This window comes from Bradyrhizobium sp. AZCC 2289 (assembly GCF_036924615.1).
Lineage (GTDB): Bacteria > Pseudomonadota > Alphaproteobacteria > Rhizobiales > Xanthobacteraceae > Bradyrhizobium.
This window is the reverse complement of sequence record NZ_JAZHRY010000001.1, coordinates 3,955,975-3,970,371: the sequence shown is the minus strand read 5'-3', so window position 1 is coordinate 3,970,371 and position 14,397 is coordinate 3,955,975. Positions and strand designations below refer to the sequence as shown.

General features: G+C 59.2%; 12 protein-coding genes. 5 read left to right on the top strand and 7 right to left on the bottom strand.

Annotation, left to right across the window (positions count from 1 at the left end; translation table 11 throughout):
* Positions 1-2 precede the first annotated feature (2 nt).
* Positions 3-860, top strand: a complete 858-nt coding sequence (locus tag V1289_RS18900) for a winged helix-turn-helix domain-containing protein (protein WP_334398287.1) — start codon at positions 3-5, stop codon at positions 858-860.
* Positions 861-1,411: 551 nt separating this feature from the next.
* Positions 1,412-2,380 carry a LysR family transcriptional regulator gene (locus tag V1289_RS18895; RefSeq protein ID WP_334398286.1) on the top strand — a complete coding sequence of 323 codons (969 nt, stop codon included), beginning with the start codon at positions 1,412-1,414 and terminating at the stop codon, positions 2,378-2,380.
* Positions 2,381-3,432: 1,052 nt separating this feature from the next.
* On the opposite strand, the gene V1289_RS18890 is transcribed toward V1289_RS18895, so the two are convergent.
* The 4 genes from V1289_RS18890 to V1289_RS18875 form a co-directional block, all read right to left on the bottom strand.
* Positions 3,433-4,185, bottom strand: coding sequence for a superoxide dismutase (locus V1289_RS18890; protein ID WP_334398285.1), 753 nt, complete (start codon positions 4,183-4,185; stop codon positions 3,433-3,435).
* A 768-nt stretch (positions 4,186-4,953) separates the two neighbouring features.
* Positions 4,954-6,546: a B12-binding domain-containing radical SAM protein gene (locus V1289_RS18885; protein ID WP_334398284.1), complete on the bottom strand. Its 1,593-nt coding sequence runs from the start codon at positions 6,544-6,546 to the stop codon at positions 4,954-4,956.
* A gap of 739 nt (positions 6,547-7,285) precedes the next feature.
* Positions 7,286-8,350: an IS110 family transposase gene (locus V1289_RS18880; RefSeq protein ID WP_334398280.1), complete on the bottom strand. Its 1,065-nt coding sequence runs from the start codon at positions 8,348-8,350 to the stop codon at positions 7,286-7,288.
* A gap of 152 nt (positions 8,351-8,502) precedes the next feature.
* A complete protein-coding gene (locus tag V1289_RS18875; RefSeq protein ID WP_334398283.1) occupies positions 8,503-8,910 on the bottom strand; it encodes a hypothetical protein in 408 nt (135 codons plus the stop codon).
* Positions 8,911-9,419: 509 nt separating this feature from the next.
* On the opposite strand from V1289_RS18875, the gene V1289_RS18870 reads away from it, so the two are divergent.
* Together V1289_RS18870 and V1289_RS18865 are read left to right on the top strand one after the other, a co-directional pair.
* Complete coding sequence (locus V1289_RS18870) at positions 9,420-10,301, top strand: dienelactone hydrolase family protein (protein WP_334398282.1); 882 nt, start codon at positions 9,420-9,422, stop codon at positions 10,299-10,301.
* Between the two features lie 33 nt (positions 10,302-10,334).
* A complete protein-coding gene (locus tag V1289_RS18865; protein ID WP_334398281.1) occupies positions 10,335-11,015 on the top strand; it encodes an invasion associated locus B family protein in 681 nt (226 codons plus the stop codon).
* Between the two features lie 532 nt (positions 11,016-11,547).
* Here the strand turns inward: V1289_RS18865 and V1289_RS18860 are convergent.
* The 3 genes from V1289_RS18860 to V1289_RS18850 all read right to left on the bottom strand — a co-directional run bounded on the left by V1289_RS18860 (position 11,548) and on the right by V1289_RS18850 (position 13,411).
* On the bottom strand, positions 11,548-12,612 hold the full coding sequence (locus V1289_RS18860) for an IS110 family transposase (RefSeq protein ID WP_334398280.1): 1,065 nt from the start codon (positions 12,610-12,612) through the stop codon (positions 11,548-11,550).
* 355 nt (positions 12,613-12,967) lie between these two features.
* Positions 12,968-13,177 carry a PRC-barrel domain-containing protein gene (locus tag V1289_RS18855; RefSeq protein WP_334398279.1) on the bottom strand — a complete coding sequence of 70 codons (210 nt, stop codon included), beginning with the start codon at positions 13,175-13,177 and terminating at the stop codon, positions 12,968-12,970.
* A gap of 33 nt (positions 13,178-13,210) precedes the next feature.
* Entirely contained in the window at positions 13,211-13,411 is a 201-nt protein-coding gene (locus V1289_RS18850; RefSeq protein ID WP_334398278.1) for a hypothetical protein, read from the bottom strand.
* A gap of 558 nt (positions 13,412-13,969) precedes the next feature.
* Here V1289_RS18850 and V1289_RS18845 point away from each other — a divergent pair.
* Complete coding sequence (locus V1289_RS18845; protein ID WP_334398277.1) at positions 13,970-14,146, top strand: hypothetical protein; 177 nt, start codon at positions 13,970-13,972, stop codon at positions 14,144-14,146.
* The last annotated feature ends 251 nt before the right edge of the window (positions 14,147-14,397 follow it).

The following is a 14,397-nucleotide window of genomic DNA, read 5'->3' as shown; positions in this document are numbered from 1 at the left end:
ACATGCATCGCACCGTAGTTCACAGGAAGCTGAGGTTCGGCCCTTTTGAACTTTCGATTGGCGAGAGGGTGCTCCGGCGCGACGGTCGAGTACTTCCCCTCGGGGACCGGGCGCTGGATATTTTGAGCTATCTTGCCGACCGCCCAGGTGAGGTCATCGCGAAGCAGGAGCTGATGGATCACGTCTGGTCGGACGTAACCGTTGAGGAAGGGAGCCTCCGGGTCCACATTGCCGCCATCCGCAAGGCGCTTGGTGACGGCCAATTTGGCAATCGATACATCGCAAACATCAAGGGACGGGGTTATTCGTTCGTCGGCACCGTCGTCCCTCTCGCAGGCAGTACGGAGAGCGGGAACGACTATGTGGCATTGAGCATACTCGGCTGCCTGACGGCCCTCTTTTCTGGCGATTTCGATATTGCAAGGGAGATGGTGGACCGTGCGGTCGCCTTAAACCCTAATTCATTGCGCGCATGGGAACAGCGAGGTTGGACTTATGTAATGGCGGGGCAGCCCGAAGAGGCAATCCGGAGTTTTGCGCGCACCATTCGGCCAAGCCCATTTGACCCGTCGCTTTTTTCAGCGTTTACGGGAATGGGCGCTGCATTCATCGGTCTTGGTCGTTTCGATGAGGCAGTCGCGGCAACCAGGAAGGCCATCCGCCAGAACGAGCTTTATCCGGTGACGTATCGTTGCCTTGCAATTGCCCTGGCGCATCTAAGGCGCGAAGCAGAAGCGAGGGAGGCAGCAGCCGGTCTGCTCAAACTCGAACCCGGTTTTCGCATTTCTGAATGGCCTGCCGGCCGACGGCTACCTCAGATCTATATCGACGGCCTCCGCCAAGCAGGGCTTCCGGAGTAATGCGCCGCCTTGTCTCGCGGCACCAACGATCGAGTAGACCGCGACTTCCGCTGTGGGCACTTTTCGGACATGCCAACTGCATTGCGCGATGTCCGCTTCCAGGGGCAGAGCGGAAAACATATGCTCACATTGAGCTTTTCCGGTTTTGACCCACAAGCGACATTTACCATCTCGTTATTATCGAGCTGTCGGAAGGTTGATTATTTGGCCTCTTTGCTATGGACAAAATCTAGATACTCGGTCCGACATCCCGCTCTTGCGACGATATGATCTCCGAGTTCGAGGTACCGATCGGACCCAATCCGGTATGGCTGCCAATAAGGTAGATTGCCTCCATTTGGATCAGGATTAGCATCAAAAACGTACCATCATGCCGCGGCGTCGGCCCCAATTCCCGCAGCCGGAAATGATTGTTGCGAAACGTGCAAACAAATGTTGGAGTGCTGGTCGAAATCGACCAAAGCCCTCGCCGGAATACCGAATGTCGCAGGAAGCGGCCGATCGGGCGAGTGCTCGACGTTTCGTCGCAACGGCGATACGGAGGCGCCAAAATGGACTATCTGGGCGCGCTGCGTATGTTCGTGCGAGCGGTGGAGGTCGGCAGCTTTTCGAAAGCTGCAATTGCCACGAATACCAAGACATCGACCGTCTCGCGAGCGATCGCCAGCCTTGAAGAGGATCTTGGTGTCAGCCTGTTTCATCGCACCACGCGCCGCGCGCATCTCACCGAGCCGGGCGCCACATTCTACGAGCACGCACGCGGCGTTCTGCGGGGCCTGGAGGAAGCGCGGGATGCGGCCTCGGCAATGGAGGGGCGGCCACAGGGATTGATCCGCCTGCATGTCCCGAGCGCCTTCGCCCGCCTGCATATAATGCCGTTCGTGCCAGACTTCCTGGCCGCCTATCCCGATATTCGTCTCGATGTCTCATTGACCGATGTGCGAGTCGATCTGCTGGCCGTCGGCGCCGACTTGGCGATCCGTATCGGTCCACTCATCGATTCCAGCATGCTCGCCCGCAAGCTCGCGCCGCACCGTCGCATTGTCTGCGCGAGCCCGGCCTATCTGGACCGCAGGCCGCCGATCGCCGAGCCGATCGATCTGCTGCAGCACAATTGTCTTGTCTATGCGCTGCAGCCGACCGATCGTTGGTTCTTTCGTCACCAGGCCGAGCCAGGCGATGCTTTCGAGCAAGTGCCCGTCACCGGCACGTTGCGAGCCGACGACTCCGAGCCGCTGCGCGATGCGGCGGTTGACGGCGTAGGGGTCGTGCTCCTCCCGACATGGCTGGTCGGAGAGGATATCAAGGCGGGTCGTCTGCGGCATGTGCTTCCCGAATGGTCTTCTATGATCGCTACGAAGCCGAGTGGCATATTCGGGGTCTTTCCTCCGCATCGCATGGTGCCATCGAAGGTGCGGGCTTTTCTGGATTTTGCCCAGAAACGGTTTGGCAGGCCGCCCTACTGGGATCCTGATTGGACAGAGGACCGGAATAAGAGCTCGCACGACGTCACCGAATAAGACGGCTCAGAGAGCGTCTGACAATCGCGGTGCGTTGCGCGCCCCGCACTAATCTTTCCCAGCATCGGGCATAGAGCGCAGCCGATCGCTAACCCACATAAGCCTTACGCCTGACGGCGATGGTTTTGTTCTAGGTTCTTAAGGAGAAGCGTAATGTCGAAACTTGGTATTGTAGGGGCGACGGCCCTGTCACTCGCGTTAGCAGTTGCGACCCCGGCCTTCGCCATGGGGCTCCGCGGCGTCCGCGGTGGCGGTGCGATGTATGTCAGCAGCGGCGGGTCCCGCGTTGCTCAGACAAGCGCGGTATCGAGCGCTGATGCTTCCTATTGCCGGAGTCTCGGGGCGTACTACGACTCGACATCCCGGGAGTATATGGACGGCACTGGTCTGTGGCGTCCTTGCCCATAAAAGCAGGAAAAGAGCGGCTCAGGCCGCTCTTTTCTTATGCTCGACACTTTCCAAGCTCGACAATCGGCCGGAGTAGATTGAAAGCTATCAAGCCTCGCACTGTTCGGGCGGGTTTTCATTCGGCCGCCTCAGTTTGAGGGCTCGAACGAGCTGAGATGAACCGATGACCGTTGCGCAGTTCTGGTTATGGCACCCTTGAGACATGCCGGGCGGTCTGACGATGTCCGCTGATCGGGGTAGAGCGGAAGTCTCGTTTCGGGGCCGTCAGGGCCGTTGTTGACCCTGGCTGTGTGAAAACGTGAAATCTTGCGAACGCTGGAGAATCTACTTCTCAGATCACGCGGCACTGGAGCTCAGTATGCTCTCCGTAGTCTCAGAAGCGGCGTCAGAAGGAATGCTTTTCTCCGCAATTTGCGCGCCGTCGCGTTTTCACACGGCCAAGACCACGGCCAAGACCCACACCGGACATCGATCTCCAAGCGCAAACGAGTTACACTGAGATCACACTGGGTGCCAAACTATGCTCACCGCCCCGCTCCCGAGATCCGCGATGAGATCGACGAAGAGCCTAATACGCGGCGGAATCATAGGCCACGCGCGGCCCCCCAACGAGCATGGGAAATGAACCGATTTTGCGGTCCAATCTAGACGCCGAGCGTGCCTGCCTTCGCGGCGGCATAGCGCTCCGCGATCTTGCCCCAGTTCACAGTGTTCCACCAGGCTTTGAGGTAATCAATGCGGCGGTTCTGGTAACTGAGATAATAAGCGTGCTCCCAGACATCGTTGCCAAACAACACCCGCTTTCCATCCATGAGTGGAGTGTCCTGGTTCGGGCGGGTCTCGATCTTGAGCTTGCCATCCTTTGTGACAGTTACGAACACCCAGCCCGAGCCGAACTGGCGTCCGCCCGCAGCATTGAAATCGGTCTGGAACTTCTCCAGGCCGCCGAGATTGCGATCAATCGCTGCCAATACCTCGCCTTCGGGCTTGCCGCCGTTTGGTCCCATGATTTCCCAGAACATGGTGTGATTGGCGTGGCCGCCAAGATTGTTGCGCACACCGGTGCGGATGGACTCCGGCACCGCCTCAAGGTCGCCCAGCACTTCCAAGACCGGCTTTTCTGCGATCTGCGGATGGTCCTTGGCAAAGCTATTGAGAGCGGCGACATAGGCTCCATGGTGTTTGTCGTGGTGGATTTCCATGGTCCTGGCATCGATGTGCGGCTCAAACGCATTGGTCGGATAGGTGAGCGGCGGAATCGTAAATGGACCGCTCGGCACAGGCTCCGGTGCGGCTGCGGGCGCTTGAGCGAATACAGTACGAGGCGCCGTTACGGCGGCCGCGATGCTCGCAGCACCGCCGAAAAAATGACGACGCGACAATGATGATAACGACATGAATCCCTCCTTAAGATGACGAGTCCGGGTTGTTAGATACGGATTATGGCGTGAAGCGACTCCGCCGATTCAACCTAACGTCCCATCAAATTGACGTGTTGGCGTGGCTTCGTAGTGAACTGCTCATGCGAACGATCGACGAAGATCGAGTCTCATGGATTGCAGCGCAATACCGGTGCAAACATTGCTATCCTGTTGGTGAACCAAGTACGTCAGCAGCTGCGTCGTTGCCATTAAACAAGAATTTATAAAGCTGATCGCTTTCACCGAGCAGGTTAGGCTGCGCCTTCACTATCCATCATGGATGTCGGGTTGTGGCACGAACCGGACCTCCAGCGACGTCCGCTATTCGGTCGCTATCGGGTGTAGACCGGACATGGCGCAGACAGCCCAGTTCGGTCGTGAATGACCCCGGCTGTGTGAAAACGTGAAATCTTGCCAACGCTGGAGAATCTACTTCTCAGATCACGCGGCACTGGAGCTCAGCATGCTCTCCGTAGTCTCAGAAGCGGCGTCAGAAGGAATGCTTTTCTCCGCAATTTGCGCGCCGTCGCGTTTTCGCACAGCCAAGACCCATTTCGGAAGTAAGAAGACCAAAGCGCGAATTCGGTGATTGAGGGCTGAACCCGCGAATATCCCGATCAGTGGCTGTGGCTCACCACTGCTGGCGGTAACGCCCACATCTTGGATGGGATTACGGACCGCGGGCTTTCCAAGCCAAGCGCACCAGCGAACTTTGCCGTCCACCAAACGGCATCCTCGATGAGCTCACAGCACAAGCTCCGTGGCCCTCACGGAGGCACCGTCCAACTCGGCAATCCGGCGGTCAATCTCACTGATCACGCGCTTCGAGAACGGCCCGAGGTGCATGTACAGCGCCATCAGCATCACGATGTAACGCAGCGCGCCTGGATTGGACTTGGCGACCTCGACGAAGGTCTTCCAGAACGGCTCGCGAACCTCCGGCAGGGCACGCATGATCTTGTATACGCTGTCGATGCCGCCAAGCCTCTTGCGCACGTCGCCATCCGGCAGATCGCGGCGCCGGTTGGACCGGTCGAGCATGACGGCAAGCCGCGACAGCCGCCCTGCATATGCCGCCGGGCTGAACACGTGCCCGAGCACGGCCTTGTAATCCATAAGGATATCACGAAGCGGACGTTTGGTGTCGAAATTGCAGCCGAGCGTGCATTGATCGCCCGCGTGCTCGACCTTCATGAGATCATGGCCTTTGTGCAGGCGGCCTTCCTGGGCTAGCCGCCGCGTCAGCTGTGTGCCAGGCAGTGCATAGAGAAGTCCAACCATGCAGACTGGAATGCTCGCCTCCTCGATGAAGTCGATCATCGCCTGCTCGATCGAGACTTTCTCGGTGTCGAACCCGACGATGAAACCCGCGGTGACGAACATGCCGTAGCCGTAAATCTTGTGAACGCACTCGGCGATGTTGCGCCTGGTGTTCTGTTTTTTCTTCATCTGCACGAGGGTCTCTGGATCCGGGCTCTCAATGCCGACGAAAATCCCGAAGAAGTTCGCGTCCTTCATTGCCTGCAACAGCTCGCTGTCGTCCGCGATATTGATCGAGGCTTCGGTCGAGAACTCGAACGGATAGTCTCGCTCTTCCAGCCAGGCTTTGAGCCGCGGCAGTAAGATGCGGAGGTTCTTCTTGTTGCCGATGAAATTGTCGTCGACGAAGTCGACATGCCCGCGATAACCGTGATCGTAGAGCGCTTGCAACTCAGCGAGAATCTGATCGGGGGTCTTGGTGCGCGGCACGCGACCATACAGCTCGATAATATCGCAGAACTCGCAGGTGAACGGGCAGCCACGCGAATATTGCACGCCAATGAAGAGATAATGATCGAACTTGATCAGATCGTAGCGGGGCATCGGGCTTAGCGTGACGTCGATCTTGAATTTCTCGGCGATGAACACGCCCTTGCGCTCGCCGCTTTCCCAGGCGGCGATGAATTGCTCGATGATTTGCTCGGCCTCGCCGATCACCTGGAAGTCCGCGTCCGCGTAAAGATGCGGGCTGGAGGAGACGTCAGGCCCACCGACACATACTGGCTTGCCGTGCAGGTGGGCGAGATCGATCAGGTGAAGAAAATCAGGCTGCTGGTTGAGCATCCCGCCGATCATTACGAGATCGGTCCAGTCGAGGTCCTCGTCCGTCAAAGGCTCGGTGTTACGGTTGACGAGACGAATGTCCCAATGCTTCGGCAGCATGGCGGCGACGGTGATCAGTCCGAGTGGCGCCGCCGGATACTTCGCGCCGACGAGTTCGCAAGCTTCCGTATAGTTCCAGAACGAGTCCGGAACGAACTTCGGATAGATCATTAGGACGCGGCAGGGACTCGTCATGTTGCTCCGGCCTGGACGTTAAGGGTCACGATGCCATGCAGCTTGTCGGGACTCAAGTGTTCGTTTCGCTCGTCGATACAGGCGTTAAGTGCTTGAAATGGTGGAAGTGTGCAACTGAGGTTCCGTTCGCACACCCAACAGTTCGACGGCCGATTGTCAGACGATCTTGCGCATAAAGTCTACTACGTCGCTTATTGGCGATTTTCGGAAGTGACCGCTCTGACACGTGATATCCGTTGTTCGGGGTAGACCGGAAGTCGCGCGGCGGGGCCGTCAGGACGGTTTTTGACCCAAATGTATGGTCCGGCCGCGCGTTGCAAGAAGATTTCGTCGAATTGGCGGCGGCGGTCTTGCATCAATGTATCCGGCCTCTGATTGGAGCCCATGTGGTGCTCCGGGCCATCATGGATATCAGCGCGCGTGCGTTCTAATTAGCGGACAGGCCTCGATTGGGCCATTTGGGTCACCAGTGTTCGCACGCGCTCGGAAGACCGAACCTCCATCTCGTCTCATCCTCTCGCAGACCTCGGCTGGAAACTGTTGATAGGGTTACGTCATCGCTTGCTCCTCATGTCGCGCAGTTCCTTTGTTCGAGCCAAGGGCCGTTCCTTCGTCCCGGCCCGCAGAACGTCGATCGCGTCGCGCGCAGGGGCGGTCAAGGCCGGCCGTCGCGCCTGGCTTGCGGCGGGCGCCGGCGTCGCCAGGCTGCGCCTTGACCGCGCCGAGCACGGCGCGAGGATCAAGCGGGTCGGACGCCTGCATCGTCGGTCCTCGTCAGCTCGAAGGCGCGTCCTTTGGCCAGCACCGCCCAGGCGATCCGGGCAAGCTTGTTGGCGAGCGCGATCGCCAGCACGTTGTGGTGTAACCGCCTCTTGGCGGCTTCGATCCAGGATTTGAGCCCGTAACGTTCCCAGTCCTTTATCCTGACCAGCACAACCCATGCCGCCTGCACGAACAGAACGCGCAGGTAGCGATTGCCGCGCCTGGAGATTTTGCCGAGGATCGTGCGGTCTCCCGTCGAGATCTGCTTGGGCACCAGTCCGAGCCAGGCGCCGAAGTCGCGGCCTTTGGAGAATACGTCTCCAGTGCCGATCGCGGCCACCATGGCGCTCGAAATGATCGGCCCGATGCCGGGCACCGTCATCAGGCGCGAACATGCCTGATCCTGACGGGCCAGGGCTTCGATCTCGCCGGATAAGCCATCGATGCGCTGATCCAGCCGGCGCCAGTCGCCTGCCAACTCCTCGATGATACGCAACATGCGGGGCGACAGGGCATCGGTGCGCGTCGCAAGGATGGTGGGCAGTTCCGTGCGCAGGAAGCCGATCCCCTGGCGCACGGCGATCCCGCGTTCCAGCATGAAGGCGCGAATCTGGTTGATGATGCCGGTGCGTTGCGACACCAGCCGCTCGCGCACCCGATGCAGCGCCTGCAGATCCAGTTGCTCCGCGGTCTTGGTCGCCACGAACTTCATCGTCGGGCGCTGCACGGCTTCGGCAATCGCTTCGGCATCATTGAAGTCGTTCTTCTGTCCCTTGCTATAGGGGCGGACATATTTGGCCGGCATCAACCTGGCATCGTGACCAAGCGATGCGAGTTTGCGGCTCAGGTGATGGGCGCCGACGCAGGCTTCCATGCCGACCAGGCAGGGCGGTATATTGGCGAGCCGCGCTTCCACTTGGCCACGCGACCACTTTTGCCGCAGCACGATGGCGCCGCGCGCATCGTGGCCCACGGCGTGGAATGAGTTCTTGCCGATATCGATGCCGATCACGGCGATCGCGGTATTGGGTATCTGAGACATGGCGTGCTCCTTGTCCTTGGCGCCCCTTGCCAGCTTCGCTTGCTGGCGGGGCAGGAGCACGGCCGGACCATCCCATTAGAAGACTCTCGGCGGCGGCATCCTCGTCGCGTATGCCATCCGCACCTGCAATGTCTCTTGCGAAGAAACGAGCCTTAAGCCTTCAGATCCGTGATCCGCATGATTGCGACCACGCTCCCATCGTTGTGCGCCTGCTCCTTTGTGTCCTTGTTGCAGGTCCAGACAAAGTTCTTCTTGGCCGTAAAGGTTTTTCCCTCCTGCTCGATCCGAAGCTCCCCCTCGGGGATATGGCAGATCATGGCATTCATCATCGGGGGACCCATAGTCTTCGATCCCGGCTGCATGATGACATCGCGCATTGAGACGGTCTTAAAACCGGGGATGAGGGATGGTGTCTCGCCATCATAAGCACGCACTACGACACCTGGCCACGGCGTCGTATCCTTGTAGCCGGTGGTTTGAGCGGCGGCGGGCTTCATCATAGCCGCCGAAGCCGCTGCCAACCCGATTCCCAGTGCTGACCTTCGATCGATCTTGTTCATCGCTTTTCTCCCGAGGTTACGCAACGAGCCGTCGCAGAAGCGGCGTGTACGTGGTGAATAGTGGTGCGAAACCGGAAAAGAGGTCGGTCTCTTAAGAGCGCGTGCCTGCCGATGGCACCAGTGCTCGTTCGCCCCCAACGGTGATTTCGGCACGTCCCGCTTCAAGGGCAACTGCATTCTACGTCACCTGACGCGCCTGAGAAACGGGTGGCTTCGCCCGAAGGCCCGATTGGGATACCGCCCGGAGGCGGCGACCGCGGCTCCCAGGAATGTCCGGAGTTGGCCCGAATGCGCAGTGTCGGACAGCGCCGACGACGTCCGATCACGGCAACAAACCGGAAGCCACCGGCCGACCGTCAAAGCGACGCTTTTGACCCTGAGCCGACGTCGCCTGCTTGTGTTGCCCATCTGGCACCCAGGTCTGTCCTTCCTGCCGAGTTTGCATTGTGGACCTGCCCACCGCTCATTATGGTCGGCGTGCTGCTGAATAGGTAAAGCGGGAGCGGCTTATGAAGCGCCTAATACCACTTATCACTCTGATCCTGCTGCTGCTGCCCCCTGCCGCCGCCGGTGAAACCACCCAAAATACCTTCGCTCCCCAGCTCCGTGAGGAGATATGGGCAATTCCTTCAGCCGTCCCATTGTTGGCGTACATGATCCGTCCGATCGGCGAAGGACCATTTCCGCTTCTGGTCATGAACCACGGAGTTTCGCTTGATCCGAGGGAACGAAGCTACTTTCCCGTGATCGAGTTTCGCGACGCCGCGATTTGGTTCGCCAAGCAGGGGTACGTCGTCGTCGCGCCTGTGCGTCCAGGATATGGCGCCACAGCTATCGAAATCCCCGAGCGAGGCCTGTTCGGGCTCTTTTTCTCAGGCGTCGGCAATTGTTTGGACGCCAACTTTCGGGATGCCGGACTTGCGATTGCCTCGATTAACAAGTGGGTGATCGAATACATGTCGGTTCAGCCGTTCATCAAGCGGGATGAAGTCGTTGTCGTCGGTCAATCGGGAGGCGGCTGGGGCGCGATCGCACTTGCCAGCCAGAATCCAACATCAGTGCGTGCCATTATCGGCTTTGCGGCCGGGCGCGGCGGCCACTTAAACGGTAAACCGAACAACAATTGCGCCCCGGACAATCTGGTTGAGGCGGCGGCCCAGTTCGGACGAACGGCCAGGATACCGATGTTATGGATTTACACCCATAACGACAGCTACTTCGGGCCCGAACTTACGAAGCGATTGGCGGCGGCTTTTCAAGCCGCCGGCGGCAACGTCGAATATCACCTCCTGCCGGATTTTGGAGGAGACGGTCATTTCATGATCGACTCAGCCGATGCCGTGCAACTATGGGCTCCGCTGGTATCCGAATTTCTGAAGAACCATCGATAGGAACGACCGTCCGTTTGTAAGAGGGGTCTGGCCATGAATCTCCAAACCGCCCGATCAATCAACAGTCCCGAAGCATGGCGATCGGTCCTGGTTGCCTTCATGGCGCTGGGCATTTCAATGGCTGGGACAGTGGCGAATAGCCAACAAGTCATCCCGTTTGGTGACGTACCCGCAACGGCCGATTTTTCCGAAGCCGAGATTGCTGCGCGAGGACAGCAGAAGCTTCCAAACCTTACCTATTCGACCTGGAAGAAACTGTGCTTCCGGGGTGCACAGGGTGCAGATACGAAAATGGTCTGCCGCACATCCATCGAAGGCACGTCCGACCTGGGCCAAATAATCCTCAAGGTTGATCTCATCGAACGCGAAGATGCCCCTTCCACACGATTGCAGATATTCGTTCCGACTGGAAACCTTGTGCAGCCCGGCATCAGACTTACCGTAGATAAGGGTACCACGATTCTCGTTCCTTACACGATTTGCTTGGCAAACGGCTGCGTGGCGGCAACTGTTCCCGAACCGGAACTCCTAAGCGAACTCGAAACCGGCAGAATGCTTTCTCTTGAAGCAGTCAATTCCAATGTCGTTACCGTCATTGCTTCGCTGTCGCTCGACAACTTTGCAAGCGCCCGCCAAGCCGTCGCTGCCCAGGTTTTCGAGCAGAAGCTGGAAGGAAATTGGGAACGGCCCACGGACGAAGGCAACAGAAAATAGCTTTGCGAATTCGAGCGGGCGCGCCGTCTTGGCCCAAGCAAAACTAAAAGTGATCGGCAGAGGGTCAAAACTGCGTTAATGACCCAAATGTATGGTCCGGCCGCGCGTTGCAAGAAGATTTCGTCGAATTGGCGGCGGCGGTCTTGCATCAATGTATCCGGCCTCTGATTGGAGCCCATGTGGTGCTCCGGGCCATCATGGATATCAGCGCGCGTGCGTTCTAATTAGCGGACAGGCCTCGATTGGGCCATTTGGGTCACCAGTGTTCGCACGCGCTCGGAAGACCGAACCTCCATCTCGTCTCATCCTCTCGCAGACCTCGGCTGGAAACTGTTGATAGGGTTACGTCATCGCTTGCTCCTCATGTCGCGCAGTTCCTTTGTTCGAGCCAAGGGCCGTTCCTTCGTCCCGGCCCGCAGAACGTCGATCGCGTCGCGCGCAGGGGCGGTCAAGGCCGGCCGTCGCGCCTGGCTTGCGGCGGGCGCCGGCGTCGCCAGGCTGCGCCTTGACCGCGCCGAGCACGGCGCGAGGATCAAGCGGGTCGGACGCCTGCATCGTCGGTCCTCGTCAGCTCGAAGGCGCGTCCTTTGGCCAGCACCGCCCAGGCGATCCGGGCAAGCTTGTTGGCGAGCGCGATCGCCAGCACGTTGTGGTGTAACCGCCTCTTGGCGGCTTCGATCCAGGATTTGAGCCCGTAACGTTCCCAGTCCTTTATCCTGACCAGCACAACCCATGCCGCCTGCACGAACAGAACGCGCAGGTAGCGATTGCCGCGCCTGGAGATTTTGCCGAGGATCGTGCGGTCTCCCGTCGAGATCTGCTTGGGCACCAGTCCGAGCCAGGCGCCGAAGTCGCGGCCTTTGGAGAATACGTCTCCAGTGCCGATCGCGGCCACCATGGCGCTCGAAATGATCGGCCCGATGCCGGGCACCGTCATCAGGCGCGAACATGCCTGATCCTGACGGGCCAGGGCTTCGATCTCGCCGGATAAGCCATCGATGCGCTGATCCAGCCGGCGCCAGTCGCCTGCCAACTCCTCGATGATACGCAACATGCGGGGCGACAGGGCATCGGTGCGCGTCGCAAGGATGGTGGGCAGTTCCGTGCGCAGGAAGCCGATCCCCTGGCGCACGGCGATCCCGCGTTCCAGCATGAAGGCGCGAATCTGGTTGATGATGCCGGTGCGTTGCGACACCAGCCGCTCGCGCACCCGATGCAGCGCCTGCAGATCCAGTTGCTCCGCGGTCTTGGTCGCCACGAACTTCATCGTCGGGCGCTGCACGGCTTCGGCAATCGCTTCGGCATCATTGAAGTCGTTCTTCTGTCCCTTGCTATAGGGGCGGACATATTTGGCCGGCATCAACCTGGCATCGTGACCAAGCGATGCGAGTTTGCGGCTCAGGTGATGGGCGCCGACGCAGGCTTCCATGCCGACCAGGCAGGGCGGTATATTGGCGAGCCGCGCTTCCACTTGGCCACGCGACCACTTTTGCCGCAGCACGATGGCGCCGCGCGCATCGTGGCCCACGGCGTGGAATGAGTTCTTGCCGATATCGATGCCGATCACGGCGATCGCGGTATTGGGTATCTGAGACATGGCGTGCTCCTTGTCCTTGGCGCCCCTTGCCAGCTTCGCTTGCTGGCGGGGCAGGAGCACGGCCGGACCATCCCATTAGCGGACTTCGCCTTGGTTAGGCCGCCTCGGATGCTGGCGCGCCGCTCGCATGTCGCGCCGTTTGCATTTTGGAACCGAAACATTTTCCAGCCTGAGTGGTTTACTCTCGGGGCTTCGCAAGATGCGAGGCATTCATGAGCCCTCTCTCGCCGAGCGACGTGTTCCTTACGGTCGCGATCATGAGCGTCACTTTCCTGACCGAGGTCGGGCTTTTCATTTTGATTGGAATGCTTTGAAAGGAGCACGCGATCTGGGCAACGCGCAGCCGATGCGAGGTCTAGGACTCCGCAAGCTTGATGGTTGAGACTGGCCATCTTCCATCATGACCTTCGATGGAAATCCGAAGCCCGTGCAATTCATCCAGCCAAACGTTTTCGACCGTGCCAGCCTTTCCGTCGGTAAGCACGACGGCTTTGCCGATCAATTCGGATTGCGCCGCACCATACTCGTTCAGAATTTTTGACGCACGGCGCTTCACCGATGGCATTGCTCGTCCATGTTCGTCCGAGCCGTCTTTGGCTCAACGGCGAGGTTTCTTCCAATGCTCGGCACTGGGAACGATTGACGGTGAGCGCTCCTCCAATTCGCAGAGCCGGTCGATTTGTTTTTTAAATCTCGTTGGTAGTTCCGGCTCTGGTTTCAGCGACGCGTGCAATCTCTCGCCGATCTCTCGAACGATGGCTCGGTTGTGTGTGTGGTCGATGTCGATGCGGTTGAGCATAACGAAGCCTCGTTCGGGTAAGAAAGCGCCAGCATCCGCCGATCTCTCGAACGATGGCTCGGCTGTGTGTGTGGTCGATGTCGATGCGGTTGAGCATAACGAAGCCTCGTTCGGGTAAGAAAGCGCCAGCATCGGCACCCACCCCTCCCGCAGCTCTCCCGCTTGCGAGCACAGCTGGCAATTCTCAACGGAACCGGAGACCGCCGCTTTTGGCTATCCGCGCGAGCGCTTGGTTTTAGAACAGCGGGCCCTGCAGTAGGAACCTTTGGCTATCCGCGACATGCGCCATGTAGTTAACGGCGAGCGACGGTCTCGTAGTTCTAAAGTCTTGACCGGAGCTTTCGTTCCCAGACTTCGGATCGTGACGCCGTTCGGACGGATGGGGGAAACAATTGGAGCGCCGAGCCGACGCATTGAGGAACTTGCCCGCGCGGAACATCGGGTCATTGGGCCCCAAGTTCGGAAGCTTTTGTCCCGGCGGCTAGGGTCAAGCAGCGCTGTGGAACCATTTCAGAGAGTGTCCGGTTAGTCTGCGGGGCCGATGGAGGAACCATCACCATGAGGATCGAATATCTTGCTGCAATTGCGATAGCTGCCTTTGCCGCTGGTTCTGGACTGGCGGTCTATTCTGTCGGCTCGCTGCCGCCCGAAAAGCAGTCCACGCCTGCCGCCACCCAATTGGCGACCCTGCTAGCTGAGTCCGTGGATCCGTTTTTGCATCGGTCCGGTGGCTAACGGCCGGCGCAACTCAAAACGCATTGGCGGCGCTGCCTAAGTCATGGGGGCATCGCGCCCGTTCGGCAGAGCGATCGGCTCGTCGAATTCACGGCCAAAGTCCGCGCGCGACGATACTTAGCGCCTCGTCCGGCAAGGAACGCTGTAACGCCTTTGCCTCACATCCCATGGCGCTCGCATCTATACGTCGCGTTCCTCGTCTGTCGGATTGAACGCGAGAATAGTTCCGCTGTTTCTGGCTATGCCACCCA

Excerpts from the sequence above, each read along its gene's own strand:
- V1289_RS18900 (WP_334398287.1), top strand. The coding sequence starts at position 3 with ATGCATCGCACCGTAGTTCACAGGAAGCTGAGGTTCGGCCCTTTTGAA.
- V1289_RS18885 (WP_334398284.1), bottom strand. The coding sequence starts at position 6,546 with ATGACGAGTCCCTGCCGCGTCCTAATGATCTATCCGAAGTTCGTTCCG.
- V1289_RS18850 (WP_334398278.1), bottom strand. The coding sequence starts at position 13,411 with ATGCTCAACCGCATCGACATCGACCACACACACAACCGAGCCATCGTT.
- V1289_RS18890 (WP_334398285.1), bottom strand. The coding sequence starts at position 4,185 with ATGTCGTTATCATCATTGTCGCGTCGTCATTTTTTCGGCGGTGCTGCG.
- V1289_RS18845 (WP_334398277.1), top strand. The coding sequence starts at position 13,970 with ATGAGGATCGAATATCTTGCTGCAATTGCGATAGCTGCCTTTGCCGCT.
- V1289_RS18860 (WP_334398280.1), bottom strand. The coding sequence starts at position 12,612 with ATGTCTCAGATACCCAATACCGCGATCGCCGTGATCGGCATCGATATC.
- V1289_RS18870 (WP_334398282.1), top strand. The coding sequence starts at position 9,420 with ATGAAGCGCCTAATACCACTTATCACTCTGATCCTGCTGCTGCTGCCC.
- V1289_RS18875 (WP_334398283.1), bottom strand. The coding sequence starts at position 8,910 with ATGAACAAGATCGATCGAAGGTCAGCACTGGGAATCGGGTTGGCAGCG.
- V1289_RS18895 (WP_334398286.1), top strand. The coding sequence starts at position 1,412 with ATGGACTATCTGGGCGCGCTGCGTATGTTCGTGCGAGCGGTGGAGGTC.
- V1289_RS18855 (WP_334398279.1), bottom strand. The coding sequence starts at position 13,177 with ATGCCATCGGTGAAGCGCCGTGCGTCAAAAATTCTGAACGAGTATGGT.
- V1289_RS18880 (WP_334398280.1), bottom strand. The coding sequence starts at position 8,350 with ATGTCTCAGATACCCAATACCGCGATCGCCGTGATCGGCATCGATATC.
- V1289_RS18865 (WP_334398281.1), top strand. The coding sequence starts at position 10,335 with ATGAATCTCCAAACCGCCCGATCAATCAACAGTCCCGAAGCATGGCGA.